The 26,478-nt window shown below is 50.8% G+C and carries 26 protein-coding genes; 18 read left to right on the forward strand and 8 right to left on the reverse strand.

All coding sequences use genetic code 11. From position 1 onward, the window contains the following. Positions 1-7: 7 nt before the first annotated feature. Positions 8-1,489, reverse strand: coding sequence for a 4-hydroxy-3-polyprenylbenzoate decarboxylase (ubiD, locus tag CBX96_RS12120; RefSeq protein WP_109286876.1), 1,482 nt, complete (start codon positions 1,487-1,489; stop codon positions 8-10). Positions 1,490-1,647: 158 nt separating this feature from the next. Between ubiD and CBX96_RS12125 the strand changes: the two genes are divergently transcribed. Next, positions 1,648-2,418: a hypothetical protein gene (locus CBX96_RS12125; protein ID WP_109286877.1), complete on the forward strand. Its 771-nt coding sequence runs from the start codon at positions 1,648-1,650 to the stop codon at positions 2,416-2,418. 91 nt (positions 2,419-2,509) lie between these two features. Continuing rightward, positions 2,510-3,721 (forward strand): MFS transporter, encoded by a 1,212-nt coding sequence (locus CBX96_RS12130; RefSeq protein WP_240520042.1) that lies wholly within the window; start codon positions 2,510-2,512, stop codon positions 3,719-3,721. 50 nt (positions 3,722-3,771) lie between these two features. Here CBX96_RS12130 and CBX96_RS12135 read toward each other — a convergent pair whose 3' ends face one another. From CBX96_RS12135 to arfB, 4 genes are all read right to left on the reverse strand, one after another. Continuing rightward, positions 3,772-4,449, reverse strand: a complete 678-nt coding sequence (locus CBX96_RS12135; protein ID WP_109286878.1) for an SDR family NAD(P)-dependent oxidoreductase — start codon at positions 4,447-4,449, stop codon at positions 3,772-3,774. Positions 4,450-4,482: 33 nt separating this feature from the next. Beyond that, the gene (gene accB / locus CBX96_RS12140; RefSeq protein WP_109286879.1) at positions 4,483-4,932 is read right to left on the reverse strand and encodes an acetyl-CoA carboxylase biotin carboxyl carrier protein; all 450 of its coding nucleotides are present in this window, start codon (positions 4,930-4,932) and stop codon (positions 4,483-4,485) included. 34 nt (positions 4,933-4,966) lie between these two features. Further along, a complete protein-coding gene (gene aroQ, locus CBX96_RS12145; protein WP_011621313.1) occupies positions 4,967-5,401 on the reverse strand; it encodes a type II 3-dehydroquinate dehydratase in 435 nt (144 codons plus the stop codon). 101 nt (positions 5,402-5,502) lie between these two features. After that, positions 5,503-5,916 (reverse strand): alternative ribosome rescue aminoacyl-tRNA hydrolase ArfB, encoded by a 414-nt coding sequence (gene arfB, locus CBX96_RS12150; RefSeq protein WP_011621314.1) that lies wholly within the window; start codon positions 5,914-5,916, stop codon positions 5,503-5,505. Between the two features lie 148 nt (positions 5,917-6,064). On the opposite strand from arfB, the gene CBX96_RS12155 reads away from it, so the two are divergent. The 7 genes from CBX96_RS12155 to CBX96_RS12185 all read left to right on the forward strand — a co-directional run bounded on the left by CBX96_RS12155 (position 6,065) and on the right by CBX96_RS12185 (position 13,946). Then, positions 6,065-6,430 carry an STAS/SEC14 domain-containing protein gene (locus tag CBX96_RS12155; RefSeq protein ID WP_011621315.1) on the forward strand — a complete coding sequence of 122 codons (366 nt, stop codon included), beginning with the start codon at positions 6,065-6,067 and terminating at the stop codon, positions 6,428-6,430. Between the two features lie 36 nt (positions 6,431-6,466). Continuing rightward, on the forward strand, positions 6,467-6,670 hold the full coding sequence (locus tag CBX96_RS12160; RefSeq protein ID WP_011621316.1) for a DUF3012 domain-containing protein: 204 nt from the start codon (positions 6,467-6,469) through the stop codon (positions 6,668-6,670). Positions 6,671-6,833: 163 nt separating this feature from the next. After that, positions 6,834-7,283 carry a hypothetical protein gene (locus CBX96_RS12165; protein ID WP_181382197.1) on the forward strand — a complete coding sequence of 150 codons (450 nt, stop codon included), beginning with the start codon at positions 6,834-6,836 and terminating at the stop codon, positions 7,281-7,283. A 221-nt stretch (positions 7,284-7,504) separates the two neighbouring features. Further along, entirely contained in the window at positions 7,505-8,875 is a 1,371-nt protein-coding gene (locus tag CBX96_RS12170; RefSeq protein ID WP_109286881.1) for a TolC family protein, read from the forward strand. A 16-nt stretch (positions 8,876-8,891) separates the two neighbouring features. Beyond that, positions 8,892-10,184: an efflux RND transporter periplasmic adaptor subunit gene (locus tag CBX96_RS12175; protein ID WP_109286882.1), complete on the forward strand. Its 1,293-nt coding sequence runs from the start codon at positions 8,892-8,894 to the stop codon at positions 10,182-10,184. Between the two features lie 96 nt (positions 10,185-10,280). Next, a complete protein-coding gene (locus CBX96_RS12180; RefSeq protein WP_109286883.1) occupies positions 10,281-13,493 on the forward strand; it encodes an efflux RND transporter permease subunit in 3,213 nt (1,070 codons plus the stop codon). Positions 13,494-13,622: 129 nt separating this feature from the next. Then, positions 13,623-13,946, forward strand: a complete 324-nt coding sequence (locus CBX96_RS12185; RefSeq protein WP_011627310.1) for an antibiotic biosynthesis monooxygenase — start codon at positions 13,623-13,625, stop codon at positions 13,944-13,946. Positions 13,947-14,031: 85 nt separating this feature from the next. On the opposite strand, the gene mscL is transcribed toward CBX96_RS12185, so the two are convergent. Together mscL and CBX96_RS12195 are read right to left on the reverse strand one after the other, a co-directional pair. Next, complete coding sequence (gene mscL / locus CBX96_RS12190; protein WP_011621323.1) at positions 14,032-14,442, reverse strand: large-conductance mechanosensitive channel protein MscL; 411 nt, start codon at positions 14,440-14,442, stop codon at positions 14,032-14,034. Between the two features lie 183 nt (positions 14,443-14,625). After that, entirely contained in the window at positions 14,626-15,579 is a 954-nt protein-coding gene (locus tag CBX96_RS12195; RefSeq protein WP_109286884.1) for a LysR family transcriptional regulator, read from the reverse strand. Between the two features lie 97 nt (positions 15,580-15,676). Here CBX96_RS12195 and CBX96_RS12200 point away from each other — a divergent pair, with 97 nt between their 5' ends. The 5 genes from CBX96_RS12200 (at position 15,677) to CBX96_RS12220 (ending at position 20,237) form a co-directional block, all read left to right on the forward strand. After that, positions 15,677-16,729: an HlyD family secretion protein gene (locus CBX96_RS12200; RefSeq protein WP_109286885.1), complete on the forward strand. Its 1,053-nt coding sequence runs from the start codon at positions 15,677-15,679 to the stop codon at positions 16,727-16,729. A gap of 13 nt (positions 16,730-16,742) precedes the next feature. Continuing rightward, positions 16,743-18,350: a DHA2 family efflux MFS transporter permease subunit gene (locus tag CBX96_RS12205; protein ID WP_109286886.1), complete on the forward strand. Its 1,608-nt coding sequence runs from the start codon at positions 16,743-16,745 to the stop codon at positions 18,348-18,350. A 129-nt stretch (positions 18,351-18,479) separates the two neighbouring features. Continuing rightward, positions 18,480-18,953 carry a GNAT family N-acetyltransferase gene (locus CBX96_RS12210; protein ID WP_011627306.1) on the forward strand — a complete coding sequence of 158 codons (474 nt, stop codon included), beginning with the start codon at positions 18,480-18,482 and terminating at the stop codon, positions 18,951-18,953. A 43-nt stretch (positions 18,954-18,996) separates the two neighbouring features. After that, positions 18,997-19,323, forward strand: a complete 327-nt coding sequence (locus CBX96_RS12215) for a putative quinol monooxygenase (protein ID WP_109286887.1) — start codon at positions 18,997-18,999, stop codon at positions 19,321-19,323. Between the two features lie 26 nt (positions 19,324-19,349). Further along, entirely contained in the window at positions 19,350-20,237 is an 888-nt protein-coding gene (locus CBX96_RS12220; RefSeq protein ID WP_109286888.1) for a radical SAM protein, read from the forward strand. 66 nt (positions 20,238-20,303) lie between these two features. Here CBX96_RS12220 and CBX96_RS12225 read toward each other — a convergent pair whose 3' ends face one another. Beyond that, positions 20,304-22,412, reverse strand: a complete 2,109-nt coding sequence (locus CBX96_RS12225) for a TonB-dependent siderophore receptor (RefSeq protein WP_109286889.1) — start codon at positions 22,410-22,412, stop codon at positions 20,304-20,306. Between the two features lie 313 nt (positions 22,413-22,725). Between CBX96_RS12225 and CBX96_RS12230 the strand changes: the two genes are divergently transcribed. The 4 genes from CBX96_RS12230 (at position 22,726) to arsJ (ending at position 26,475) form a co-directional block, all read left to right on the forward strand. Beyond that, entirely contained in the window at positions 22,726-23,070 is a 345-nt protein-coding gene (locus CBX96_RS12230; protein WP_011627301.1) for a metalloregulator ArsR/SmtB family transcription factor, read from the forward strand. Between the two features lie 35 nt (positions 23,071-23,105). Continuing rightward, complete coding sequence (arsB, locus tag CBX96_RS12235) at positions 23,106-24,125, forward strand: ACR3 family arsenite efflux transporter (RefSeq protein WP_109286890.1); 1,020 nt, start codon at positions 23,106-23,108, stop codon at positions 24,123-24,125. A 64-nt stretch (positions 24,126-24,189) separates the two neighbouring features. Then, positions 24,190-25,203: an ArsJ-associated glyceraldehyde-3-phosphate dehydrogenase gene (locus tag CBX96_RS12240; protein ID WP_109286891.1), complete on the forward strand. Its 1,014-nt coding sequence runs from the start codon at positions 24,190-24,192 to the stop codon at positions 25,201-25,203. Between the two features lie 9 nt (positions 25,204-25,212). Then, a complete protein-coding gene (arsJ, locus tag CBX96_RS12245; RefSeq protein WP_109286892.1) occupies positions 25,213-26,475 on the forward strand; it encodes an organoarsenical effux MFS transporter ArsJ in 1,263 nt (420 codons plus the stop codon). The last annotated feature ends 3 nt before the right edge of the window (positions 26,476-26,478 follow it).

The raw sequence follows: 26,478 nt of genomic DNA on the forward strand, positions 1-26,478 counted from the left end.
AGCTGAATTATAGGGTTGGGCTGTCGTCTATGCCTAACTCATCCCAGATTGAGTCGATTTTTTGCTTAACCTTAGGATCCATCACGATCGGTGTACCCCATTCGCGGTTGGTTTCGCCTTCCCACTTATTAGTCGCATCGAGGCCCATTTTGGAGCCGAGGCCCGCCACGGGAGAGGCAAAGTCGAGGTAATCGATAGGCGTGTTATCGATCATCACTGTATCGCGCTTAGGGTCCATACGGGTGGTAATGGCCCAAATCACATCGTTCCAGTCGCGGCAATTCACATCGTCGTCGACCACCACAATAAACTTGGTATACATAAATTGGCGCAGGAAGGACCAAGCGCCCATCATCACCCGCTTCGCATGGCCAGGATATTGTTTACGAATCGAGATCACCGCCATCCGATAGGAGCAACCTTCGGGAGGCAGGTAAAAATCAATAATTTCAGGATATTGCTTACGCAAAATCGGCACAAACACTTCATTGAGTGCCACACCTAACATGGCGGGTTCATCCGGTGGACGGCCTGTGTAGGTGCTGTGGTAAATCGGATCCCTACGGTGGGTAATATGGGTCACGGTAAAGACTGGGAATTTATCCGTCTCGTTGTAGTAACCCGTGTGGTCGCCGTAGGGGCCTTCTTCGGCCATTTCGTCGGGATCGATATAGCCTTCGAGGATGATTTCGCTGCTGGCGGGCACTTCTAAATCACAGCTTAATGCCTTGCAGACTTCGGTGCGCTCGCCACGCAGCAATCCTGCAAAGGCGTATTCGCTCATGGCATCGGGTACTGGGGTGACCGCGCCTAAAATGGTCACAGGATCAGAGCCTAAGGCTACCACCACAGGGTAACGCTCACCGGGGAATTGCTCTTTAAAATCGGCAAAGTCGAGGGCGCCACCACGGTGGGACAGCCAGCGCATAATGAGTTTATTCTTGCCGAGCAACTGCTGACGGTAGATCCCAAGGTTTTGGCGACTCTTACGCGGACCTTTGGTAATGGTTAAGCCCCAAGTGACCAAAGGTGCGACATCGCCCGGCCAGCAATGCTGAATCGGCAACTGAGTTAAATCGACTTCATCGCCCGTTTTTACCACTTGCTGACAGGCGGGATTACGCACCGTTTTAGGCGGCATATTCAAGGCTTGCTTAAACATGGGGATTTTTGAAATCGCGTCTTTAAAGCCGCGTGGTGGCTCGGGTTCTTTTAAAAACGCCAGCAGCTCACCCACATCTCGCAGCGCGAGCGGGTCTTCTTTACCCAGCGCCATGGCGACGCGTTTTGGGGTACCAAAGAGGTTGGCCAGCACTGGCATTGAATGATTCGTTGGATTTTCGAATAGGAGTGCAGGGCCTTTAGCGCGTAGAACGCGATCGGCGATCTCTGTCATTTCTAAATGAGGATCAACGGGGTAGCTAATGCGTTTGAGTTCGCCATTGGCTTCCAGATGATCAATAAAGCTGCGTAAATCCTTAAAACTCATGTGGAAATAGCCTCTGCAGTGGAAATCCGTGTGGCGCGCACTATAGCATTTTTCTGTTTTAGGGTTAACCTATTCAGTGATCTTCCAGCTTTGGAAGCGTATAATGCTTGTCCTAGGTCGATGTTTATTTGACCAGTGCCCGGTATTTCGAGGTTTATATGACACTCTTTCCATGCCTTGTTAAAGATAAATATCTTCAACTTCAATCAGTTTGCTTACCTAAGTCGGCTGTGTCTTGGCATAAAACAGGCTTTACCTTGTCCTTACTGGGCGCCTTACTGATTTGCACCTTAGCCGTGCCGAATCTGGCGGCGGCACGCGATCGCGGCAATGATCGCCATAGCGAGAGTCATGGTCGCCACGACAATCACTACAATAATCACCATAAACATGGGGATAGCCATCGCCATTATCGTCCCTATTATCGTCCTTATTATCCGTGGGGATTGGGCCTAGGTGTTGGCTTAGCGACGGGCTGGGGCACGGGTTGGAATCTTGGCTACGGTTGGAACAATAACGGTTGGAACGATTGGGGCTGGAATAGCTCGCGTTATTGGAATTCACCCTATTCGGGCATAGGCTTGTCTATTCCCATGGCCTATGATGATACGCCAGTGGCGGTTTCGCCCCCAGTGCGAGTCACAACGAGTATGCAATATTCGCCGAGCGAAGGCCGTATGGTGTCGAATATGCCAACAAATAGCGCGACTGTGATATCACAGACAGGTGCATCGACGGCTAGGGCATCAACAGCCTCGGCGGAGCAAATTGCCAATGTGCCCCGTGCACGGGCTGCGCGCAGTGTGTCGAGCCTGCCGAGCAATGCCAGAATAGTGCAACAGGATGGCCGTACCTTATATGAGTGGCACGGTACGCTTTACGCCTTCGATTGGAATAGCCAAACCTATCAAGAACAGTTAGTGAAGTAATCTTGTTTTAGGCCTTATCGACGGGAGCCCCGAGTGGGCTCCTATTTTTTTCTTAGCCAGTTGTCGTTTTATAGAATCGCGGAGAAATCGTTTGCAAGCAGTTCAACCCCAGACTCAGGCTCAAAGCAGCGCGCTTTGGGTGTTACTCGCCTTGGCATTAGGCACCTTTGCCCTAGGCACCACAGAATTTGCCGCCATGACCTTAGTGCCTTATATCGCCAGTGATTTAAGCGTCGATGTCGCTCATGTGAGTTATGCCATCAGCGCCTATGCCCTTGGGGTGGTGGTGGGCTCGCCCATTATTATGGTGCTGGGGGTGAGGATTAAGCGGCGCACGCTGTTAATCGCCTTGGCCGCCATGATGGCGGTTGCCAATGGCTTAAGCGCCCTAGCACCCAGCTTGAATTGGTTAGTCTTTTTCCGCTTTTTAAGTGGCTTGCCCCATGGGGCTTACTTTGGGGTGGCTATGTTACTGGCGGCGTCCTTAGTGCCTCCCGAGATGAAGGCTCGAGCGGTTTCTCGGGTGATTATCGGCTTAACCTTAGCCACTATCGTTGGCGTGCCCTTCGCGACCTGGATGGGACAAACCGTCGGTTGGCGCTCAGGTATCGGCATAGTGGCGATTATTGCCGCCGTAACTGCCGTGATGCTGTATTTTCTCGCGCCAAATGTCGCCGTACCGCAAAATGCCAGCCCGAAAAAAGAGCTGCAAACCCTGAAGAACCGCGAAGTTTGGCTCACGCTCGGCATTGCGGCTATCGGTTTTGGCGGGATTTTCTGTGTGTATACCTATCTGGCCGAGACGCTGATCCAAGTCACCCAAGTCGAGCCCTTTAAAATCCCGGTGATGATGGCGGTCTTTGGGATTGGCGCCACCTTAGGCACTTTAGTCTGTGGCTGGGCGGCGGATAAGTCGGCGCTGGCGGCTGCATTTTGGTCGCTGGTGTTAAGCACCTTAGTGTTGGCGCTGTATCCGAGTTTGACGGGATCTTATTGGGCATTAATGCCGATTGTATTCTTTGTAGGTTCGGGGATTGGTCTGGCAACCATAGTACAGGCGCGATTAATGGATGTGGCCCCCGATGGGCAGGCCATGACGGGCGCCTTAGTACAATGTGCCTTTAACCTTGCCAATGCGATTGGCCCTTGGGTTGGCAGCTTAGTGATCTTATCAGGCCAAGGCATCGCCGCGACTGGCTATGCCGCAGCGCTGTTATCCCTCGGTGGTTTAGTCATGTGGTGGTTAACCCACAGGGAGAGTCGCCGCGCTGATAATCTTTGTACTGCAAACTGCATTGATTAAGCTGACTATGACGGCGCAGATCTATATCTGCGCCGCCTTTAAGTAAACTCTTAACCTCTTTGTATGGTGATATCGGCGATATAACCATGTTCAGTGGCGAGCAGTGCTTGTTTTAGCATGCCTGCGGCCTCATCGGCGGACATAAAGCTTGAGGTATCTAGACTCTTACCACTACTCGGCCAAAAGCCGGTATCCATACCGCCGGGATAAACCGCTATCAACTTCATCGGACTCTGCTTGAGCTCCAAACGTACCGATTCGATAAAGCCCCGCACCGCCCATTTGGCGGCGCAGTAGGTCGATTCACCCGCTTTGGCGGCGAGGGCGGCGGTAGACATAACGATCACAACCTTAACCGCTTGCTGTTTATAGCGTTTCACCAATTCACGTACCAGCAGAATCGTTGAAGTGACATTGTTATTCAGTAGTGCTTGGATCTCACTCGCGCCCTGGGTTTCCAGTGCGCCAAAGTAACCACTGCCAGCGCAGTGGATAACCGTGTCGGGAGTATCGATGAGACCATCGAATAGCGCTTCGACACTCGCTTCGTCGGCTAAATCGGCACTAATGGCGCTGATGCTTTGGGTCGAAAATGGGCTGAGGGCATTGGCCACGGTATGCAGGCGATTGGCATCGCGCCCCGTCAGTGTAAGTGCTTGGTTATCCTTGGCATACAGGGCGGCTAATGCCGCGCCTAAGCCACTGCTTGCGCCAGTAATCAGTATCATCTTTACCTCTTAGTGTTCTCTGGACGTTTAGGCTTAGATCAGGGTAAATAGCGGCTGGTCGAAGGCGACATCGTCCCCATCTTTCACCCAAATGGCGCCGACTATGCCGTCGCGCTCGGCCTCGATAGGATTTTGCATCCGCATGGCTTCGATGATGCAAAGCGTGTCGCCGCGCGCCACCCTTTGACCTATGCACACCAATGGCGCTTCGGTTTGGCCTTGCGACGCATGGAAGGTGCCGACCATGGGCGATAGCTGCACAAAACCTTCAATCACAGGCAGGGCGTCACGGGCTTTGGCAGGCTTTGGCGTCAGTGCTGAAGAGGGCGTAGGATGATGCGCGCCTTCAGGTGCGCTTGCGGGATGTGGGCCGTAGCGAGTGATGCGAATGGACTCTTCCCCTCCGGTAATCGCCAGTTCTGCAATCCCAGATTCCTGCACTAATTCAATCAGTTTTTTGATCTTTCGAAGGTCAACCGCCATGGCTTGTGGCTCCCTGTACTCACGCTAATCGCGTTTATGCCTTCAATCTCTTAATCGCCGCCGCGAGGGCAAACTCATAGCCTTGGGCGCCGAAACCACAAATCACCCCAATGGCCTTATCGGACAAATAGGAGTGGTGGCGGAAGGGCTCGCGAGCGTGGACATTGGATAAATGCACTTCAAAGAAGGGAATATCTACCCCAAGCAGTGCGTCACGCAGGGCCACACTGGTGTGGGTAAAGGCTGCGGGGTTGATAATGATCATCTGCGCATCGGTAGCATGGATAGCGTTGATCAGCTCAAATTCGGCATTCGATTGAATATGTTCAAGTTCAACACCTGCTGCTTGAGCTTGTTCACTCAAAGTGGCAACGATATCGGCTAAGGTTTGATGACCGTAAACACTGGGCTCACGGCGGCCAAGGAGGTTTAAATTGGGGCCATTGATGAGCAGAACTTTATGATTCATTACGCTTTCCTTTTACGACATGCCTTAACGGGTTGAATGCCATTAACTTAACCTGTTCGGGCGGATTTTGCATTATGAATGTCACCGCGCTGTCGGCGGGGTTAATCAAACTTAATCTGTCGCATGGCTTTAGTGGCACCGCGTTGTTTTTTCGCATCTAAGCGTTTGGTTTGGCTGCTTTTGGTCGCGCGGGTTGGAATGCGTTTTTTGGGCACTTCGGCCACGCTGGCAACCAGAGCGATAAATTGCTCCAATGCGGTTTGCCGATTCGCCTCTTGGCTGCGACTCGCCTGACATTTGATAATGATTTTGCCACTGGCGGTAATCCGATGATCGGCTTTTTGCAGCAGGCGCTGCTGATAAAACTCGGGTAATGACGAGTTTCTGATATCAAAAATCAATTGGGCGGCGGTGGAGACTTTATTGACATTCTGCCCGCCAGCGCCGCTTGAGCGGATAAATTGCCACTCGATTTCATTTTCCGGAAGTTCCACACGGTTTGAGATTTTTATCATGGCAGACTTAGGGTTTTGTCCAATTGCTTTGAGAAGCGAGCAATAACTGCTTATGGCTTTTCAATAGATTTGTTATCATCGGCGCATTCTTGCTGGGCAGGCGTGTTTGCCCGTTTGCAAAATAGTGTTCTCGTTTCGGAGTGCCTTTATGTTATGCCAAATCCCCGATATTGCTAAGGGTGTTATCAGTCTTTTCGCCAGTGGTCGACTCTCATCAACCGATTATCGTACCCGTTTACAGCCGGCCATTAAGAGTTACCGCAAGGATTGGGGACAAGTTTGCCTGTATATCGAGGCGGACGTCTTACTCGAAGGCTGGGAATTTGAGTCGCTAACGGGCAGCGGCGAAGTCCAACTCCCTAATTTTGAAGCCTTAGTATTTGTTGGTGGCCCAGATTGGGTGGGTAACGCTGTGCGTTTACTCGGCCCTTTTATGCAGGGCGAAGTGGCTTGGTTCCCCTTAGAACAAAAAGCCAAGGCCATCGACTGGATTGCGAAACGTTCAACTTTTTAACGGCCCATGGTGGGTATTACTTATAAGGAATTAACTATGTCTTTGTTGAAAACTATGACTGCCAAACCGACCGCTAAATTAGGCGCTATCGCCTTAGTGTTGGCCTTTACCGCAGGCTTGAGTGCCTGTGCGCCAGAGGTGGGCAGTGAAGCTTGGTGTAAGCAAATGAAGGATAAACCTTCTGGCGATTGGACGGCGAACGAAGCCGCCGATTACGCTAAACACTGCGTGTTTAAATAAGCTTTTCAAGCTAGTAGCGTCACAGCTTGGCTTCTTTTTAGTTGCAAGCTGTGAACTTATGCTTAGAATCCCTGTCTGAAGTTCCACAAGCTATTGCTTTACAACCTACTGAATTGTCCAAAGGTGATATTTGATTTCGACCGCCAAGCCATTCTTTAGCCGAATGGTCACCCTACTGATAGCCATTATCGTGCTGCAATTTGCGGGCGCGAATTTGGGTGCGCATCAGTTACATGCGGGTAATGGCGCCGAAGAAGCCGAAAATCATCCCCATCTCCAATTTAGTGCTCCCGTGACCACCTTGGCCCAATGTGTGGATTGTGTGTGTTCCAATGAGCAGACACTCGGATTCAGTGCCGAGGCGTTTGGCGAAACGGCGCTCAAGTCGGGCATTGCAACGGCGAGCGTGAGTGGTCACTCACACTTAGTGCAAACCACTGAAATTCAAGATTTTGACCTCTGCCTCGATTGCCAATGTCACGGCGGTCATGTGGCGTTGTTATCCCATACCGAAAACCAAACGACTGTCGCGTTTGATATGGTCTATGTGCCGGCTGATTTAACTTATTTCTCCGCGGATCAATTACCTAAGTACCGCCCTCCCATCGCTTAACCTGCAATATCTGCTTATCGCAGGCTGCGTATCGTTTTGTGATTGCGCGCCGCCATAAGTCCTTTATTTATCCCCAAAGCATCGATTTTAGGCCTCGAACGGCCATGGCTCGCGCTAGCGCTTTGAGCCGAATCGACACTGATTGCCTCTGGGGCCATTGATTGGCATTTACCCGCCTATTGCGTGGTGCCAATCCTATTTAGATATTGTTAGGAATTGCGATGAAGAAAACCATTATCGCCCAGACCTTGTTCGGCCTGTTTAGCGCACTTGTGCTAATCGGCGGACAGGTAAACTCTGCTGTTGCAGCAACCCCAGCCCTAGAAGCCAAAGCGCTTAAGGGCGATTCAGTCGCCGCATCGGTTGAATTGGCACCAGATAACCTATTAGCCCCTGAGACTCAGGCATCACTCAATCAGTGGTTACCTGAGTTACTCAAGCAAATTAATCAGTTGCCTGAAGTGCAGGCACAAATAGCCCGGCAGCAACAGGCGGAGCTGGCCATAGCCGCAGCGGATCGCGCCGTCTATAACCCTGAGCTTGGACTCAATTACCAAAATGCCGACACAGATACCTACAGCCTGGGGCTGAGCCAAACCCTAGATTGGGGCGATAAGCGTGGCGTGGCGACCCGCCTTGCCCAGCTTGAGGCGCAAATCCTGTTAGCAGACATTAGCTTAGAGCGCAGCCAGATGTTGGCCGAGCGGCTATTGGCGCTGGCCGAGCAGGCGCAGAGCAATAAGGCGCTGACCTTCGCCGAGCAGCAATTAAGGTTTACGCAGGCACAGCTCAATATTGCCGAGCAGCGTTTTGCTGCCGGGGATCTATCCGATGTTGAGTTGCAACTGCTAAAGCTCGAACTGGCGAGTAACACCGCCGACTATGCGATGGCCGAGCAAGCCGCCTTGGTGGCCGATGGCAAAGTGATCGAGTTACTCGGGGTCGACAAGCTCAAGTTTAAGGAGTTTATCCCCGAGATTGGCCAATTGGTGTCTAAGATGTCCCCGAAAGCAGATTTGCCCGCCTTGACCAGCGCCCATCAACAGGTGCTGCTGGCGAAGGCCAATGCCATCAAGGTTAAGGCGGACACGGCGGCCGATCCCACCATCAACCTAGGTGTTGAAAAGGAAGGCGATGACAACAAGCTGGGTATCGGCGTGGCAATCCCTTTGCAGGTGCGGAATAACTACAGCGAGTTACAGTCGGTTGCCGACAAGGGCATCGCTATCGCGGAGCAGGACTACTTAGCCCGTGAGCGAGTACTTACGGCCAAACAGGCACAATTTGCCAATGCGTTACCCCGTTTACTGACGCGCTACCAAGATTGGCGTGAGCGAGTCGAAGCCTCGGGGGGCAAAGCCGCTAAATCCTTAAGTGAGCTTTGGCGCTCGGGGGATGTGAGTACTAGCGAGTATTTGCAGAGTCGGCGACAACTCGCGGCCAGCTATTTGGTCGGTTTAAACCTCGAAACGGCAATTTATCAGAGTTGGTTAACTTGGATGGGGGACAGCGGTCAGCTGCTGTCTGTGATCGACAATTTAGCCGACAAATCAGCGTCCATTTCTTCTACAAATGCCGTGCCAGCAGAGTAAATCGTGAGGTAACACTATGAATTCAATCACTCAGAAATCTATTTTCCATTCTTTTTCTACTGTGTCTGCTACGGGCTTAAGGTCGTTGTTTACTCCTTCCCGCTTAGCGCTGGCGCTGATGCTTACCTCGTTAACTATTACGGCCCCCACCTTCGCGGGTGAAGGCCATGACCACGGCGCTGAAAAGGTGGCCAATACCGCTGAAAAGAGCGTAAGTGCAACAGAAGATGACCATGGTGAGCAGGCACTCACTCTGACGCCTGCGCAGTTGGAACTTGCCGGCGTGCGCCTGTTGCCCCTGAGCAGCGACAGCTTAAGTCTTAGCAATCTTAATCTCGATATTCGGGCGACGGCTACTTTAGTGGTTGACCGTGATAGAACCGCGACCTTAGCGCCGCAGCTGGATGTGCGGGTGCAGGCGCGCCATGTGGTGCCCGGCCAAGAGGTGAAAAAAGGTGAGCCCTTACTGACCTTAGGTGGGGCAGAAGTCGCCAAGGCGCAGGCCGAATATATCAATGCCGCCGCCGAGTGGAACCGTGTGCGCCGCATGAGTGAAAGCGCCGTGAGCGTGAGCCGCAGAATGCAGGCGCAGGTCGATGCCGAACTTAAGCGAGCGATTCTGGAGGCGATCAAAATGACGGATGAACAGATTCGCACCTTAGAGTCGACCCCAGAAGCTATCGGCAGCTATCAGTTACTGGCGCCTATTGATGGCCGTGTGCAGCAGGATATCGCCATGCTAGGTCAAGTGTTCACCGCTGGCACACCATTAATGCAGTTGACCGATGAGTCGCATCTTTGGGTTGAAGCGCAATTAACCCCAGCACAGGCGGCCAATGTGAATGTCGGCGGCCCGGCGTTAGTGCAGGTCGGGGATAAAACCTTGGCGGGCAAGATTATCGGCCGTTCCCATGAGCTGGATAGCGTGACGCGCACCGAGCAGATTTTAGTCAGCATGCCAAACCCTGAGCATGTGTTGCACGCGGGACAATTTGCCGAGCTTTACTTTGCCGATGCGCCTGCAAGTGCAGACGGAGCCGCTTCCTCATCGGGCTTCTCATCTGGAATCGTCCTGCCCGATGCGGCGCTAACACGTGGCGGTGATGGTGATTGGCAGATTTTTGTTCAAGACGAAGATGGTTTTGAAGCCATAGAGGTGGAGCTGGTTCAGCGTCAACGTGGCTTAAGCCTAGTACGCGGGGATGAGTTAGATAAGGCGCGGCAGGCACAACAGAAAGTGGTGATTGAGGGGGCGTTTTTCTTGGCATCGGAGCAGGCCAAAGCTGGCTTTGATATTCATGCCCACTAATGGTTGTGCTGATATGAAAGCTGTTTAGTGAACCCTTATCAAGCCCTATTTTGATAACTTTTTTAAAGGCTTAGGGCTAGCGCGCGAGGAATTTTTATGTTGCAAAAAGCAATCGAAGCCGCGATTAAAAATCGGCTATTAGTGGTACTGGCACTGCTCGCTGTGGTCGCCGCCAGTGTCGCCATGTTGCCCAAACTGAATCTGGATGCTTTTCCTGATGTGACCAATGTGCAGGTGACTATCAACACCGCGGCCGAGGGCTTGGCCGCCGAAGAGGTGGAAAAACTTATCAGTTATCCGGTCGAGTCGGCCATGTATGCCTTACCGGCGGTGACCGAGGTACGCTCACTATCCCGTACAGGCTTGTCTATCGTGACTGTGGTATTTGCCGAGGGCACGGATATTTACTTTGCCCGTCAGCAAGTGTTTGAGCAGTTACAGGCGGCGCGGGAGATGATCCCAAGCGGGGTGGGCGTGCCAGAAATTGGCCCTAACACTTCAGGTTTGGGGCAGATTTATCAGTACATTCTGCGGGCTGACCCTAGCTCTGGCATTAATGCCGCCGAGCTGCGAAGCCTTAACGATTACCTCGTTAAACTGATCATGATGCCGGTGGGCGGCGTGACCGATGTTTTATCCTTTGGCGGAGAGGTGCGTCAGTATCAAGTGCAGGTAGACCCTAACAAGTTGCGAGCCTATGGCTTGTCGATGGCGCAGGTGAGTGAGGCGCTTGAGAGCAATAACCGCAACGCCGGTGGTTGGTTTATGGACCAAGGCCAGGAGCAATTGGTCGTGCGGGGTTATGGCATGTTACCCGCGGGTGAAGCGGGGCTTGCTGCTATCGCTCAAATTCCGCTGACTGAAGTGCGTGGCACGCCTGTGCGAGTGGGCGACATTGCTAAGGTCGATTTTGGCAGTGAGATCCGCGTAGGGGCCGTGACTATGACGCGCCGCGATGAGGCGGGTCAGGCGCAAGCCTTGGGCGAAGTGGTGGCGGGCGTCGTGCTTAAGCGCATGGGCGCCAACACGAAGGCGACGATTGATGATATCGATGCGCGGATTAATCTGATTGAGCAGGCGCTGCCCAAGGGCGTGTCCTTCGAGGTGTTTTACGACCAAGCGGACTTAGTGGATAAAGCCGTTACCACAGTGCGCGATGCGCTGCTGATGGCCTTTGTGTTTATCGTGGTGATCTTGGCGCTGTTCCTTGTGAATATTCGCGCCACCCTGTTGGTGCTGCTGTCTATCCCTGTGTCCATTGGTTTGGCGCTAATGGTGATGTCTTACTATGGCCTTTCTGCCAACTTGATGTCTCTTGGTGGGTTAGCGGTGGCCATTGGTATGTTGGTCGATGGTTCTGTGGTGATGGTTGAGAATATTTTCAAACATTTAACTCAGCCAGACCGCCGTCATTTAGCTCAGGCGAGAAGCCGCGCCGATGGTGAGGTCGACCCATACCATGGCGATGAGGATGGTAGTGTTCGCGCTGTTGAGGCGGATAACAGCATGGCCGTACGCATTATGCTGGCGGCGAAAGAGGTTTGCAGTCCGATCTTCTTCGCGACCGCCATCATCATTGTGGTATTTGCGCCGCTATTTGCGCTGGAAGGGGTTGAGGGCAAGTTGTTTCAACCTATGGCGGTCAGCATTATTTTGGCGATGATTTCCGCTTTACTGGTGGCCTTGATTGCCGTACCTGCACTGGCGGTTTATCTGTTTAAGCGTGGCGTCGTGCTCAAGGAGAGCGTTGTCTTAGCACCTTTGGACTCAGCCTATCGCAAGCTGCTGAGTGCAACCCTTGCTCGGCCAAAGTTAGTGATGATCAGCGCGCTGCTGATGTTTGCCATGAGTATGGTTTTGCTGCCCAGGCTGGGGACCGAGTTTGTGCCCGAGCTAGAGGAAGGCACCATCAACCTAAGGGTGACGCTGGCACCGACCGCGAGCCTTGGCACTTCTTTAGATGTGGCGCCAAAGCTTGAGGCCATGTTGCTGGAGTTCCCCGAGGTGGAATATGCCTTGAGCCGTATCGGTGCGCCCGAATTAGGCGGCGATCCTGAGCCTGTCAGCAATATCGAAGTCTATATCGGCCTTAAACCCATCGAAGAATGGCAATCGGCTAGCTCGCGTTTGGAGCTACAGCGGCTGATGGAAGAAAAGCTCAGTGTCTTCCCCGGACTGCTACTCACCTTCTCACAACCTATTGCGACGCGGGTCGATGAGTTGCTCTCTGGGGTAAAGGCGCAGTTGGCGATTAAGCTTTTTGGCCCTGATTTAGATGTCTTATCAGAAAAGGGACAAGTGCTCACCGATCTGGTGGCCAAAATCCCCGGCGCCGTGGATGTGTCCCTCGAGCAGGTCAGTGGTGAGGCGCAACTGGTAGTGCGGCCAGACCGCTCGCAGCTTGCCCGCTATGGCATCAGTGTCGACCAAGTGATGTCGCTAGTCAGCCAAGGGATAGGCGGTGCCAGTGCTGGACAGGTGATCGACGGTAACGCGAGATACGACATCAATTTGCGCCTCGCAGCCGAGTATCGCAGCAGCCCGGATGTGATTAAGGATTTACTCCTTAGCGGTAGCAATGGTGCCACAGTGCGTTTAGGTGAGGTGGCCAGCGTTGAGGTGGAAATGGCGCCGCCGAATATTCGCCGTGATGATGTGCAGCGCCGCGTGGTGGTGCAAGCTAACGTGGCGGGGCGGGACATGGGATCTGTGGTTAAAGATATCTATGAGCTAGTGCCTCTGGCCGATTTGCCCGCTGGATATACTGTGATTGTCGGTGGGCAGTACGAGAACCAGCAGAGGGCACAACAAAAGCTGATGTTGGTGGTGCCTATTTCTATCGCTTTGATTGCCTTGCTGTTGTACTTCTCCTTTGGTGCGCTGAAGCAGGTCTTATTGATCATGGCAAACGTTCCTTTGGCATTGATCGGCGGTATCGTGGCGCTGTTTGTCAGCGGCACTTATCTATCGGTGCCGAGCTCCATTGGTTTTATCACGCTGTTTGGGGTGGCGGTGCTCAATGGTGTGGTGTTAGTAGACTCGATAAACCAGCGCAGGCAGAGCGGCGAGTCGCTCTATGACTCGGTTTACGAAGGCACGGTTGGCCGTTTACGCCCCGTGCTGATGACGGCCTTGACCTCGGCCTTGGGCTTGATCCCCATCTTAGTGTCATCGGGTGTGGGTAGCGAAATCCAAAAGCCGCTGGCGGTGGTGATTATCGGCGGGCTGTTTAGCTCTACTGCATTGACCTTATTGGTGTTACCGACCCTGTATCGCTGGTTATATCGCCACGATAAGTCGCCCGTCTAGTGGGATGTTGAGCCTTGGCCTCATTTTGTGGCAAGGCTCAATGTTAAAGTTAAAAATCAGTGAGCTATAGTGCGCGATCTAGGCTAGGCTTAGCTCTGGTATTAAGGATTACTATCTCTGGAGAGCATTATGATCGCAGTCATTTTTGAAGTCGTGCCCACGAAAGAAGGCAAGGAAGAATATCTGCACGTGGCAGCTGAGATGCGCCAATATTTAGAAGGGCGTCAGGGGCTGATTTCAATTGAACGGTTTCAGAGCTTAACCGACGATGGCAAGGTGCTGAGCTTATCGTTTTGGGATGATATGGCCTCTATTACCCAATGGCGTAATCAAATGGCCCACAGCATTGCTGAGCAATCTGGCATTGTGCCTTGCTTATTTAACTCTTATCGCATCCGCGTTGCCGAAGTAGTGCAAGACTATAGCGAAACAGTGCACGACGTGCCCGAGTAAGCTGAGCACTTGCATAAAAAAACAAAACCCATCGAAGTCGATGGGTTTTTTATTGCAATCAATTGGATAAGAAAATAGCGAGAGCTTATTTTTCTTGCTGCGCTTTAAGCAGATCGCGGATCTCTGATAATAGCTCTTGATCTTTGGTAGGCGCAGGTGGCGCTTTCGGCGCTTCTTCCTGTTTGCGTTTTAGGCTGTTAATGGCTTTTAAGCCCATAAAAATTGCGAAGGCGATAATGGTAAAGTCGATAACGGTTTGGATGAACTTACCGTAAGCAATCACTACCGCTGGCGCATCGCCCTGGGCGGCTTGCAACACTATGCTCAGATCGCTGAAATTCACGCCACCTAAGATGATCCCAATTGGCGGCATAATGATATCGGCTACAAAGGATGAGACTATCTTGCCAAAAGCGGCACCGATGATAATACCCACCGCCATATCGATCACATTGCCACGGGACGCAAAAGCCTTGAACTCTTTAATTAAGCTCATTAGGTTTCCTCCGAAATTAAAATGAAATGTTAAATTTTATTGTGTTAACTGTATCAGGAAAACCTAAGGGTCTTTTGCTGCCTGTTACCTTGCCAAGCTTATAGGGGCTTAAGGATTAAGGCAATTCTGACTTTCGGGATTTATCCTTCATCGGCTAATTTCAGCTCAGCAAGGTTACAATTGTTAAGTCGAACGAGGGTTGTTTGGTTCTTGCTGGCCAATAAATTCCGGCACTTCTAATACCTGTGAACCCCAGCGTTTGAACAGGGCGGTATAGATAAATTCGATGAAGACACGATATTTGCGTGGTAAATACGCCCGTTTGGGGTAACTGAGCACCACTTTGGTTTGCACCATAGGGTAATCATCGAGGAGTCGCACTAAATAACCTTTCTCTACCGCCTCTTGCGCAATAATCGACGGCACGGCCGTAATGCCAAGCCCCGCAATGGCGGCTTCGCGGGCAATGGTGACATTGTTTACCGTCAGTTGCGTGACGGGTTCAATCACCACCCAAGACTGGCCATCAAACAGCTTCCACGCCCCTTCAATATGTGCCGACTGTAAGCGAATCGCTTTATGCTTGGCTAAGTCCTGCGGCACTTTGGGTGTGCCATGCTCTGCTAAATAACTTGGGCTTGCCATCAATGATTTGTAGGCGTTAACTAAGGAATAACTCTGCAGACGCGTATCGCTCGAGTCGGCGATTTGGAATAACAAATCGATGCCTTCTTCTATCACATCGACCTTACGGTTAGTGAGCTCAGCCTCAATGGTGATATCGGGATAAAGGGTTAAAAACTGGGCGAAAATAGGCCCGAGAAACAATTGGCCTAACTCGATGGGGCACACTATTTTTAGGTTGCCTTTAATCAATTGCTGGTGGGCGCTGAGCTGATTTTCGGCGCTCTGTAGATCGCTCAAGATCTTATTGATCCGATTGTAATAACTCGATCCCGCCTCGGTGAGTTTGAGGGCGCGGGTCGTTCGGAATAACAATTGGGTGCCAGTATCTGACTCCAGTTCGGCAATCTTGCGACTGACGGTGGCCTTAGTTAAACCCAGGGCCTTGGCGGCGCCAGTAAAGCTACCTTGCTCGACCACTTGGGCAAATATCTGCACACGATTGAGATCCATGATTGTTACACCTGTGAAACAGTGGGTTGATTTTTAACTATCTAATAAACGTGATGAGACAGTAGTACACTAGCACTCACTAATCAAGGAGTCATTCATGTCCAAAAGTAAGCTCATCATCGCCGTTCCACTGATACTCGCCGCTGTCGCGGGGGGCGGCTATTACTGGTGGACGCAAGTACGTTTTATCGAAACCACTGACAATGCCTATGTTGAGGCCGATATCTCCCATGTGAGCGTGAAGGTCCCGGGTTATGTGGTGTTATCCGATGTGACCGATAACCAGCATGTGCGTAAGGGTGAGTTATTGGCGCAACTTGAAGATAACCAGTTTAGCGCCAAAGTCAGCCAAGCCGAGGCGTCACTCGCCAGTGCTAAGGCCGATTTGCAAACCTTAGCCGCTAAAGTGGAATTACAACATGCGTTGATCAGTCAAGCGAGTGCGGGCGTGGTCGCAGCGCAGGCCGACAAACTGCGCGCCGAGCAACAGTTAACTCGTGCTAAAAAGTTAAAAGTCAGCAACTACAGCTCACAGGACGATGTCGACCAATTGCAGGCGGGTTTTGATTCTGCCGCCGCTGGGCTGGATGAAGCCAAGGCACTGTTAGTGGCTAAAGAGCGTGAGCTTGCCGTGTTCAATGCTCAGCTTAATCAAGCTGGCTCTGTGGTTGAACAGTCAAATGCGGCATTGGAGCTGGCTAAAATTCAGCTTAATGATACCCGCGTGACCGCGCCTTTCTCTGGGGTGATTGGTAAACGCGGCGCCATGGTGGGGCAGTATGTACAGCCCGGCCAGGCACTCTACAGTTTGGTTCCGGATGGGGCTGTGTGGATCACGGCGAACTTTAAAGAAACCCAAATCCAACACATGCAACCTGGACAGCCGGTGCAGGTCAGTCTCGATGCGTTTCCCGACAAAACCTTTACAGGTGTTATCGATAGTCTGTCGCCGGCGTCCGGAGCCAAATTTAGTCTGCTGCCCGCCGAAAATGCCACGGGTAACTTCACTAAAATCGTGCAACGTATTCCGGTGCGGATCCGTTTAGATCTCTCAGAAGAGGCACGTGTCGTCCCCGGTTTAAGTGCCGTGGTCAAGGTCGATACTGCGTCGCATCCGACGACAGCCATCGCTGCTAACGTCGGTCGCTAAGTAGGTCGTTAACATGAGCACAATTGCTGCGGCACCTGAGGCTATCGCCGCGGGGGCTACACCGAGCGAATATGAGCGTGGTAGTCGCCGATCGTGGATTGCTGTTTTCGGTGGTTTGATTGGCGCCTTTATGGCGATCCTCGATATTCAAATCACTAATGCCTCGATGAAGGAAATCCAAGGCAGTCTCGGCGCAACGCTGGAGGAAGGCAGTTGGATTTCAACAGCTTATCTTGTTGCAGAGATGATTGCGATCCCGCTCTCGGGTTGGTTAAGCACAGGACTGTCGGTCAGGCGTTATCTGTTGTGGACCACAGCTGCCTTTATCTTTGCTTCTATCCTGTGTTCGATTTCGTGGAACCTCGAGGCCATGATCGCCTTTCGGGCGTTGCAGGGCTTCTTTGGTGGCGCGCTGATCCCGCTAGCCTTTCGGCTGATCTTAGAATTTTTACCCGAGAATAAACGTGCCGTGGGGATGGCGTTATTCGGGGTGACGGCGACGTTTGCCCCCTCGATTGGCCCAACCTTAGGTGGTTGGTTAACCGAGCATTTTAGTTGGCATTACCTGTTTTATATTAACGTGCCGCCCGGCTTGCTGGTGATGGCGATGTTGGCCTATGGTCTCGAAAAACGCCCCGTGGTGTGGGACAAACTGAAAAATGCCGACTTAGCGGGCATTGTCACTATGGCGCTGGGTATGGGCTGCCTCGAAGTGGTACTTGAGGAAGGTAACCGCAAGGATTGGTTTGGCTCGGATTTGATCCGCAATCTTGCCATCATTGCCGCAGTGAATTTAGTGCTGTTTGTGTGGATCCAGCTTAAACGTAAAGATCCTTTAGTGAATTTACGCCTGCTCGGTAAACGCGATTTTGTGCTTTCGACCATAGCTTACTTTTTGCTGGGGATGGCACTCTTTGGTGCTATCTATTTGATCCCACTTTATTTGTCTCAAGTGCATGATTACACGCCGCTGGAAATCGGTGAAGTCATTATGTGGATGGGCTTCCCGCAGTTGTTGGTATTGCCATTAGTGCCGCGTTTAATGCAACGTTTCGACGGGCGTTATTTAGCCGCCTTCGGCTTTTTTATGTTTGCCCTCAGTTATTACATGAATAGCCAAATGACCGCCGATTACGCTGGGCCGCAGATGATCGCCTCCCAAGTGGTGCGCGCCTTAGGCCAGCCCTTTATCTTAGTGCCCATTGGCATGTTGGCGACGGCCCATTTAAAGCCCCATGAGAATCCTTCGGCTTCGACCGTGCTGAACGTAATGCGTAACTTAGGCGGCGCCTTTGGTATCGCGCTGGTGGCGACCTTAACCGATAACTTGGCCCGTAGTCATTTGGCCCATGTGAAGGAGTCTCTGCCAGCGGTCAGCACACAGGCGCAGGATTATTTGAATCAGAGCGCCAGTATGTTGCAACAGGGCGGCTCGGATCCCTATACCGCCTCCATGCAGGCCAAAGCACTGTTAGGGCAAACCATGAGTCAGCAGGCCTATATTCAAGCCTATAACGATGTGTTTTTGATTATGGGGGCCATGTTGTTAATTGCCGTGCTGGCTGTGCTGCTTATCCGTAAACCTCAAGGGCCAGTCGCCCACGATGCGGTAATTGAATAAGACTGACTCATTTCGTTTTCGCAATGCGTAACCCTTGCGCCTTAATTCCCCCAGGATTAAGGCGCTTTTTTATGCGGCGACCGCTGTGATAGACTCGAGCTCTTTTCCGGTAGTACGCAGAGCCTTTTTATGTCGATACAAGATTCAGTCGAGTGGCAAAATCTTAAATTTAATCAATTAACTGCTAACACTTTGTATGAGATTCTCAAATTGAGAGTCGATGTGTTTGTGGTCGAGCAGGCCTGTGCTTATCCTGAGCTTGATGATAAAGATAGGCACCCTGAAACCCAGCATGTAATCGGCTTATCGCCCGCTGGCGAGTTACTCACCTATGCCCGCATTTTACCTCCTGGGCTGAGTTATCCAGAGGCCAGTATTGGCCGAGTCGTTGTGTCTCCAGCTGGACGAGGTAAAGGGCTGGCTATGCCCTTGATGCAACGGGCGATTGATGCCGCTCTTAGCACTTGGCCTGCTGCAGGTATCCAAATTGGTGCTCAGGATTATCTGAAAAGCTTCTACCAAAAACTCGGGTTTAACGCCTGTTCCGAAATGTATTTGGAAGATGGCATTCCCCATATTGATATGCGCTACCAGCCTAAGTAATCTGCTTTTAACTAGCTGACTTTACTCTTATTAAGGAAATCAAATGACGACAGTTACGGACTACAAAATCAATCAACAACAACTCGTTTGCGTCGCGAGCTTTTTAGCGAAAGAAGGTAAAACCGAGGCCTTGATTGCGGCGCTCGCTTCGCTGATCCCCGATACGCGCCGCGAAGCAGGCTGCATCCGTTATGAGCTCAACCTCAGCCGTGATGAACCGCGCCGTGTGACTTTTGTGGAGAAGTTTGTCGATATCACCGCGTTCGATGAGCACTGCGCTAAGGATGCCATTCAGCATTATTTCCATCAGGTGATGCCCGAGTTAGTCGAGTCTTTCCATGTGGAAACTTACCATCAAGTCATCGCTTAATTTATCTGGTTTAACAGGAGTTTGCAGTGTTAATTAACTACATTGAACCTGTATTTAGACCGCCATCAGAATGGAAGTCGTTAATACTGCAAGTGACTAACGGTTGTAGTTGGAATCAGTGCAGTTTTTGCGATATGTACACCCAGCCGCAAAAAGCCTTTAGAGCACAAAAACTCGATAAGATTGAAAAAGATATTCTCGCGATTGCCCAAACTGGTATGCCAGTATCGCGGGTGTTTTTGGCCGATGGTGATGCTATGAGCTTACCCTTTGCACGGCTAGAGGCGATTTGCGAGTTAATCCATAAGCACTTACCACAGGTTACGCGGATCAGCAGTTATTGTTTGCCGCGTAACTTGAATAATAAAACCCCTGAGCAGCTCGCTCGGCTGCGGGAGTTAGGCCTAAGTCTACTGTACGTTGGCTGCGAAAGTGGTGATGACGAAGTGCTGGCCAAGATTAAAAAAGGCGAAACTTTCGAGTCATCGCTGGCGGCATTACAAAAAATTCGCGCGGCGGGAATGAAGTCTTCTGTCATGATCCTCAATGGCTTAGGTGGCGTAGCATTATCGCTGCAACATGCCATCAACTCAGCCAAGTTGATGAATGCTGCCCAGCCCGATTATTTATCTACATTGGTGGTCACTTTACCGCTCGGCACCGAGCGGATGGATGCCGTGTTTGATGGCCAGTTTCAGTTGCCGGACCAATTGGGATTATTCCAAGAAATGCAAACCCTGCTTAGCCATTTAGAGCTGGAGCAAACGATTTTTCGCTCCGATCATGCCTCTAATTACCTTGTGCTAAAAGGAGTATTAGGTAAGGACAAGGCCAAATTGCTGGCACAGGTCGAGCAGGCGATTAACGCGCCGCGCAGCATTCCCTTAAGGCAGGAATGGCAGCGGGGTTTGTAATTGAGCCCGAGTAAAAAGCCCCAGGAAGATGCTGGGGCTTTTTTATTGGAAACGGATCAGCAGTGCTTAGAAATTATAACGAACGCTGACTTTGTAGCTGCGTGGCTCGCCAGGCATAGTCCACATCGATGAATAAGAGCTTTGATAGTAAACTTCGTCGAATAGGTTAGTGATATTAAATTGCAGGCTAACATCCTGATTTAACGCGTAGGTGCTAAATAAATTCACTAAGGTATATGCCGGCAGTATGTAGTTTGGATCAATGGTTTCACCTAAGCGATCGCCCACATAAAGCAATGTCGCTCCTGCGGAGGCATCGGAACCAAACAATGAAGTATCATGTTTTAGCGTGAGATGACCATTGTGTTTTGGAATGTTGATTAAACGACTGCCTTCGGGAATGCTCACACCCCAATCTGCGTTGAGAATATCGTTAGCTGTCTTGGCATCGGTATAGGCGTAGGATAGCAACAGCTGAGTATTGGCTGTTAGGTAGGCAGCCAAATCCAGCTCAAGCCCTTGGCTATCGGCTTTACCTAGTGCCGCTGAAAAACCTGAATTCACAGGGTCTGCAGTTAGCACATTACTCTTTTCGGCGCGGAAGAGGGCGATAGAGCCTGTCAGATTTTCTAACTCAAACTTAGTACCTAGCTCATAGGATTTACTCTCTTCGGGTTCGAATGCGACACCGCGATAATCAGAACCTGTGTTAGGGCGAAAACCTTCAGAGTAACTGCCATAGAGGCTTAACCAAGGTTGCCATTCGTAAACGATACCAGCTCTTGGACTAAAGACATTTTGGGTTTGATTGGATTCTGTCTGATTTTTATGGTTTTCAATGCTTTGCTCGAAACTGTCAAAGCGGCCACCTAAGGTGAGCTTCCATTTTTCGCTGAGATCGAGTTGGTCCTGAAGATAGATCCCGTAGTTATCCTGAGTCTCTACTTGGTTGTAGAGCAGGGCGCCTTCGGGCGCAATTTGTCCATACACTGGATTGTAAACATTGATGCTGTAAGTGGTATCACCAGCAGCTGGGCGGAAGCGCTCCCAATATTTGTCGAAATGGAAGTGATAACCGTCTGCGCCAATGAGAAGGTGGTGGCTAATATCGCCAGTCTCGACTTTACCGCTTAACTCAATGCGGCCCGATAAGTCCGTTGAGGTGAAGTTACGGTAGTTATGTTGACGGCTTAGGGTTTCACCGTCGATATTGAGCATTTGACGACTTTTCACCAGCTCTGGATCGCTTGAGTAGCCTTCAAGTCCTGTGTCGCGGTAGCTAATACCCGATAATAAACTCCAGTTACCAAAGTCATGTTCTAAGGTAAATTGGTGGGCTAACAAATCTATTTGGGTTGCACCATCGCTGGCTTCACCTAGATATCTATCAATGGGTATGGCTTTAATGTCGCCGTCAATAGCCACAATCCCGCGGTCGAAGGGGACTTTTTGGTTTGCATATTCCAGTTCATAGCTTAGGCGCGTAGTATCGCTGGCTACCCAAAGCAAAGAGGGGGTTAAAATCCGTTTTTCCGAATCAACAGGATTGCGAAAGCTCCCCTTATCTTCAATTGCACCATTAACCCTAAAGGCTAAATCGTCGGTAATGGCGTTAGTATAATCCCCCTCAAGACGGTAATTATCCCAGCGACCAGCACTGGCTTGCAGATAGCCTTCTTGGAAGAATTTAGGTTTTTTGGTGATGATATTGATGGTGCCACCTGGTTCTGCACGGCCATAAAGAGCAGATCCTGGACCTTTCATAATCTCGATACTTTCTACGTTCGCAGTATCACGGGTACCACCAAAACCACGTCCCGCATCATAACCATTAACTAGATAACCCGAGGGAACGTTTTCATCGCCCACAAAGCCGCGCACGGCGAAACTATCCCACATACCACCAAAATTATTTTGACGATTGACTGAGCTCGATAAATCCAGCGCATCCATCAGCGTCGATATACCTGCATCGCTAATTTGCTCCATCGACAGGCTTTCTAACGCCTGTGGCTGAGCTTTCAGTGGCACATCCCCTCGAAATGGTTGGCGAATACCTTTGACTTCGAGGTGTTCGATATTGGGTGTGGACTCTTCGGCATAAACTGTTTGAGTAAGCACACTTAAAATGGCGATTTGAATAAGGGATACACGAAAAATGCCTTTAGTAGACATATGGATTGGCTCCGGAGTTTGGCAATTATCTAATGTTTTTATGATTACAGAGCTTTGGTTTGATGATGTGGTAGAGGAGAGAAAACAACATATTGCACCATAACTTTTAGCTTAGTACGGATTTTAATGGCAACCATTATCATTTGCAATTGATGGTTTTTATATCCATTTAGCTGATGTGATCTTGTTCAAACAATATCCTTCTTAAATTTAAATAGGCTATAGACAGAATTTATTTTGATTATGATGATTATATATGTTTTTTCATATATGCTTTATTCCATATGTGATCTGATCATTTTGGGAGCACTCGATGCAACCCGTGGCATTTTTTAAGGCTCTTGCCGATGAGACTCGGCTGAAATGTTTACTGCTGATCCAGCGGGAAGGGGAGCTGTGCGTTTGTGAATTAATGGCCGCGCTGTCGGAGATCCAACCTAAGATCTCCCGGCATTTAGCGCAGTTAAAAAAAGCAGGGATCTTAGTCGATAGGCGCCAAGGTCAATGGGTGTTTTATCAAATTAATCCTGAGCTGAGTGCTTGGTGTCAGCAAGTATTAGCGCAAAGTTGTGAGGCTAATAGCCCGTTTTTAGCTGAAAGTATGCAGAATCTGTGCAGCATGGGGGCTCGTCCCGAACGTGCTAAAGCCTGCTGCTGAGTCGCAAACAATGCAATTTGTGAGTCGAGGTTGTTATGGGGATCTTTGAACGTTATTTAAGTGTCTGGGTTGGCTTGAGTATTCTTGCTGGAGTCACGCTTGGGAATCTGGCGCCAGAGGCATTTTCCGCTATCGCGGCTGTCGAGTTGGCCCATGTGAATTTGATTATTGCGTTATTCATCTGGGTGATGATCTATCCCATGATGGTGCAGATTGACTTTTCGGCGGTTAAACATGTCGGTAAAAATCCCAAGGGGTTGTTGCTGACACTCACTATTAACTGGCTAATTAAACCCTTCACCATGGCCTTGCTCGGTTGGTTGTTCTTCAAATGGGTGTTTGCCCCTTGGATCGACCCGCAAACGGCGGGTGAGTATATCGCGGGGATGATTCTGCTCGGCGTCGCTCCTTGTACCGCCATGGTGTTTGTTTGGAGCCAACTGACGAAGGGCGATCCTAACTACACTTTAGTGCAAGTCTCTGTTAACGATATCATTATGGTGTTTTTGTTTGCGCCGCTCTGCGCGTTGTTGCTGGGGGTGAGTGATATTCAAGTGCCGTGGGAAACCCTGCTGCTTTCAGTGGTGTTGTATGTCTTATTGCCCTTAGTCGCAGGCGTGTTAACTCGAAAGCGCCTCGAGACAAGCCATGGTGCCAGCGCAGTGCCGCAGCTATTAGCTAAACTCAAACCTTGGTCTGTGATAGGGCTACTCGCGACGGTTGTGCTGTTATTTGGTTTTCAGGCCAAGACCATAGTGACACAGCCACAAAATATTCTGCTCATAGCTATTCCTTTGATTATTCAGACCTATGGCATTTTTATTTTGACTTACTGGTTGGCGCTAAAGCTCAAATTGACCCATGCCATTGCCGCGCCCGCGAGCATGATAGGTTCTTCTAACTTCTTTGAATTAGCCGTAGCCGTAGCAATTTCGCTCTTTGGTTTGCATTCTGGGGCGGCACTGGCGACCGTGGTGGGCGTTTTGGTCGAAGTGCCTGTGATGTTGTCTTTGGTGTACTTTGCCAATCGCACCCGCCATTGGTTTGCGACTTAATCTTTTTTCAAAATAATTATATTTAAAATAAATAAATTGTAAGTTAATCAGGTGTTTATAAATCATGGCAATTAAAATCGGGATTAATGGATTTGGGCGTATGGGACGTTTAGCTCTGCGTGCGGCGTGGGAATGGGATGATGTTGAGTTTGTGCAGATTAACGATCCCGCAGGGGATGCGGCGACCTTGGCCCATTTGCTTGAGTTCGATTCAGTCCATGGTCGCTGGGGTTATCCGGTAACGGCGAGTCACGAGGGCATTCAAATCCAAGATAAAACCATTCGCACCACAGGCAATAAGACAATTGCCGAGACCGATTGGTCGGGATGCGATGTGGTGATTGAAGCCTCCGGGGTGATGAAAACCAAAGCCTTACTGCAAGCCTATTTAGATCAAGGCGTGAAGCGGGTGGTGGTGACGGCGCCAGTCAAAGAGGAAGGTGTGTTAAATGTGGTGATGGGCGTGAATCATCAACTATACGATCCGGCAATTCATCCGATTGTGACCGCGGCTTCCTGCACGACCAACTGTCTTGCACCTGTGGTGAAAGTTGTCCATGAGCAGATTGGCATCAAGCACGGTTCCATGACCACTATCCATGATATTACTAACACCCAAACGATTCTGGATGCGCCGCACAAGGATCTGCGCCGCGCCCGCGCCTGTGGGTTAAGTTTAATCCCCACCACCACGGGCAGTGCGACGGCAATTACTCATATTTTCCCTGAGCTTAAGGGCAAGCTGAATGGCCATGCGGTACGGGTGCCGCTCGCCAACGCATCCCTCACCGATTGTGTATTTGAGCTTGAGCGCAGCGTGACCGAAGCGGAAGTGAATGCACTGCTACAAACCGCCGCCGAAGGTGAACTCAAAGGCATTTTAGGTTATGAGGAGCGGCCGTTAGTCTCGGTTGATTATAAAACCGATCCCCGTTCGAGCATTGTCGATGCGCTCTCGACCATGGTGGTGAATGGTACTCAGCTAAAACTTTACGTGTGGTACGACAATGAGTGGGGATATGCCAACCGTACGGCAGAGCTCGCCCGCTTAGTCGGCCAGCTTGATTTACCGCGTTAGGAGAGCACAGTGCCTGCCGCCAAGCTATTTGAACAACTGATGCAATTGCCCGCGGCTGTGCGGCAATATTTGCTGATCACCTTCAATTATTGGAGTTTTACCTTAACCGATGGTGCGCTGCGGATGTTGGTGGTACTGCATTTTCACGATCTCGGTTATACGCCATTCGCGATTGCGATGTTGTTCTTGTTCTATGAGATTTTTGGCGTCGTGACCAATCTGGTGGGCGGTTATCTCGGCGCTCGCCTAGGGCTCAATCGCACCATGAATCTAGGCCTTGGCATGCAGGTGTTGGCATTAGGGATGTTATTGGTGCCAGCGGCCAGTTTACCGCTGTGGCTCGCGGGCGTGCCCTGGGTGATGGCGGCGCAGGCGCTTTCGGGCATTGCTAAAGATCTCAACAAAATGAGCGCCAAAAGCGCGATTAAATTGCTGGTTCCAAAGGGGGAGCAGGGCAAGCTTTACCATTGGGTTGCCCTGTTAACCGGATCTAAAAATGCCCTCAAAGGAGCGGGCTTTTTCCTCGGTGGCGCCTTGTTAGCGGGATTAGGTTTCAATATGGCGATTGCCGCCATGATGGCCGTGCTTGCGCTGGTGTGGTTAATGAGTCTGGCCTTGCTGAAAAAAGATCTGGGGAAAGCGAAGAACAAACCTAAGTTTACCGAGATTTTTTCTAAGAGCCGCAGCGTGAATATTCTCTCGGCGGCGCGCCTGTTTTTGTTTGCCGCAAGGGATGTGTGGTTTGTGGTGGCTTTGCCCGTGTATCTGGCGAGCCAATGGGGCTGGGAGCATTGGGCCGTGGGCGGCTTTTTAGCGCTCTGGGTGATAGGCTACGGCATAGTGCAAACCTTAGCACCGAAGATCACCGGTGCGAGCAAAGCGGAAGCTGGCACTTTGCAGCGTATCCCCGATGGTTATACCGCCTTAGTTTGGTCGACCTTATTAGCTTTTGTTCCCGCATTAATTGCGCTCTGTTTGTATCTGGATTTCTCACCACAGCTCAGTCTGATCTTGGGGCTGATGTTATTTGGCGGACTGTTCGCGATTAACTCTTCACTGCACAGCTATTTAATCGTGAGTTACGCCAGTGAAGAGGCGGTATCCCTCGATGTGGGATTCTATTATATGGCCAATGCCATGGGGCGTTTAGTCGGAACCGTGCTCTCGGGCTGGGTGTATCAGAGTTATGGGGTGGTGGCCTGTTTGTGGATTTCGACGGCCTTTATTGCAATGACGGCACTGATCTCTATCAAGCTGCCTCGACAAGGATAGGAA

The sequence above is a fragment of the Shewanella sp. BC20 genome (assembly GCF_003129585.1).
GTDB classification, from domain to species: Bacteria; Pseudomonadota; Gammaproteobacteria; order Enterobacterales; family Shewanellaceae; genus Shewanella; species Shewanella seohaensis.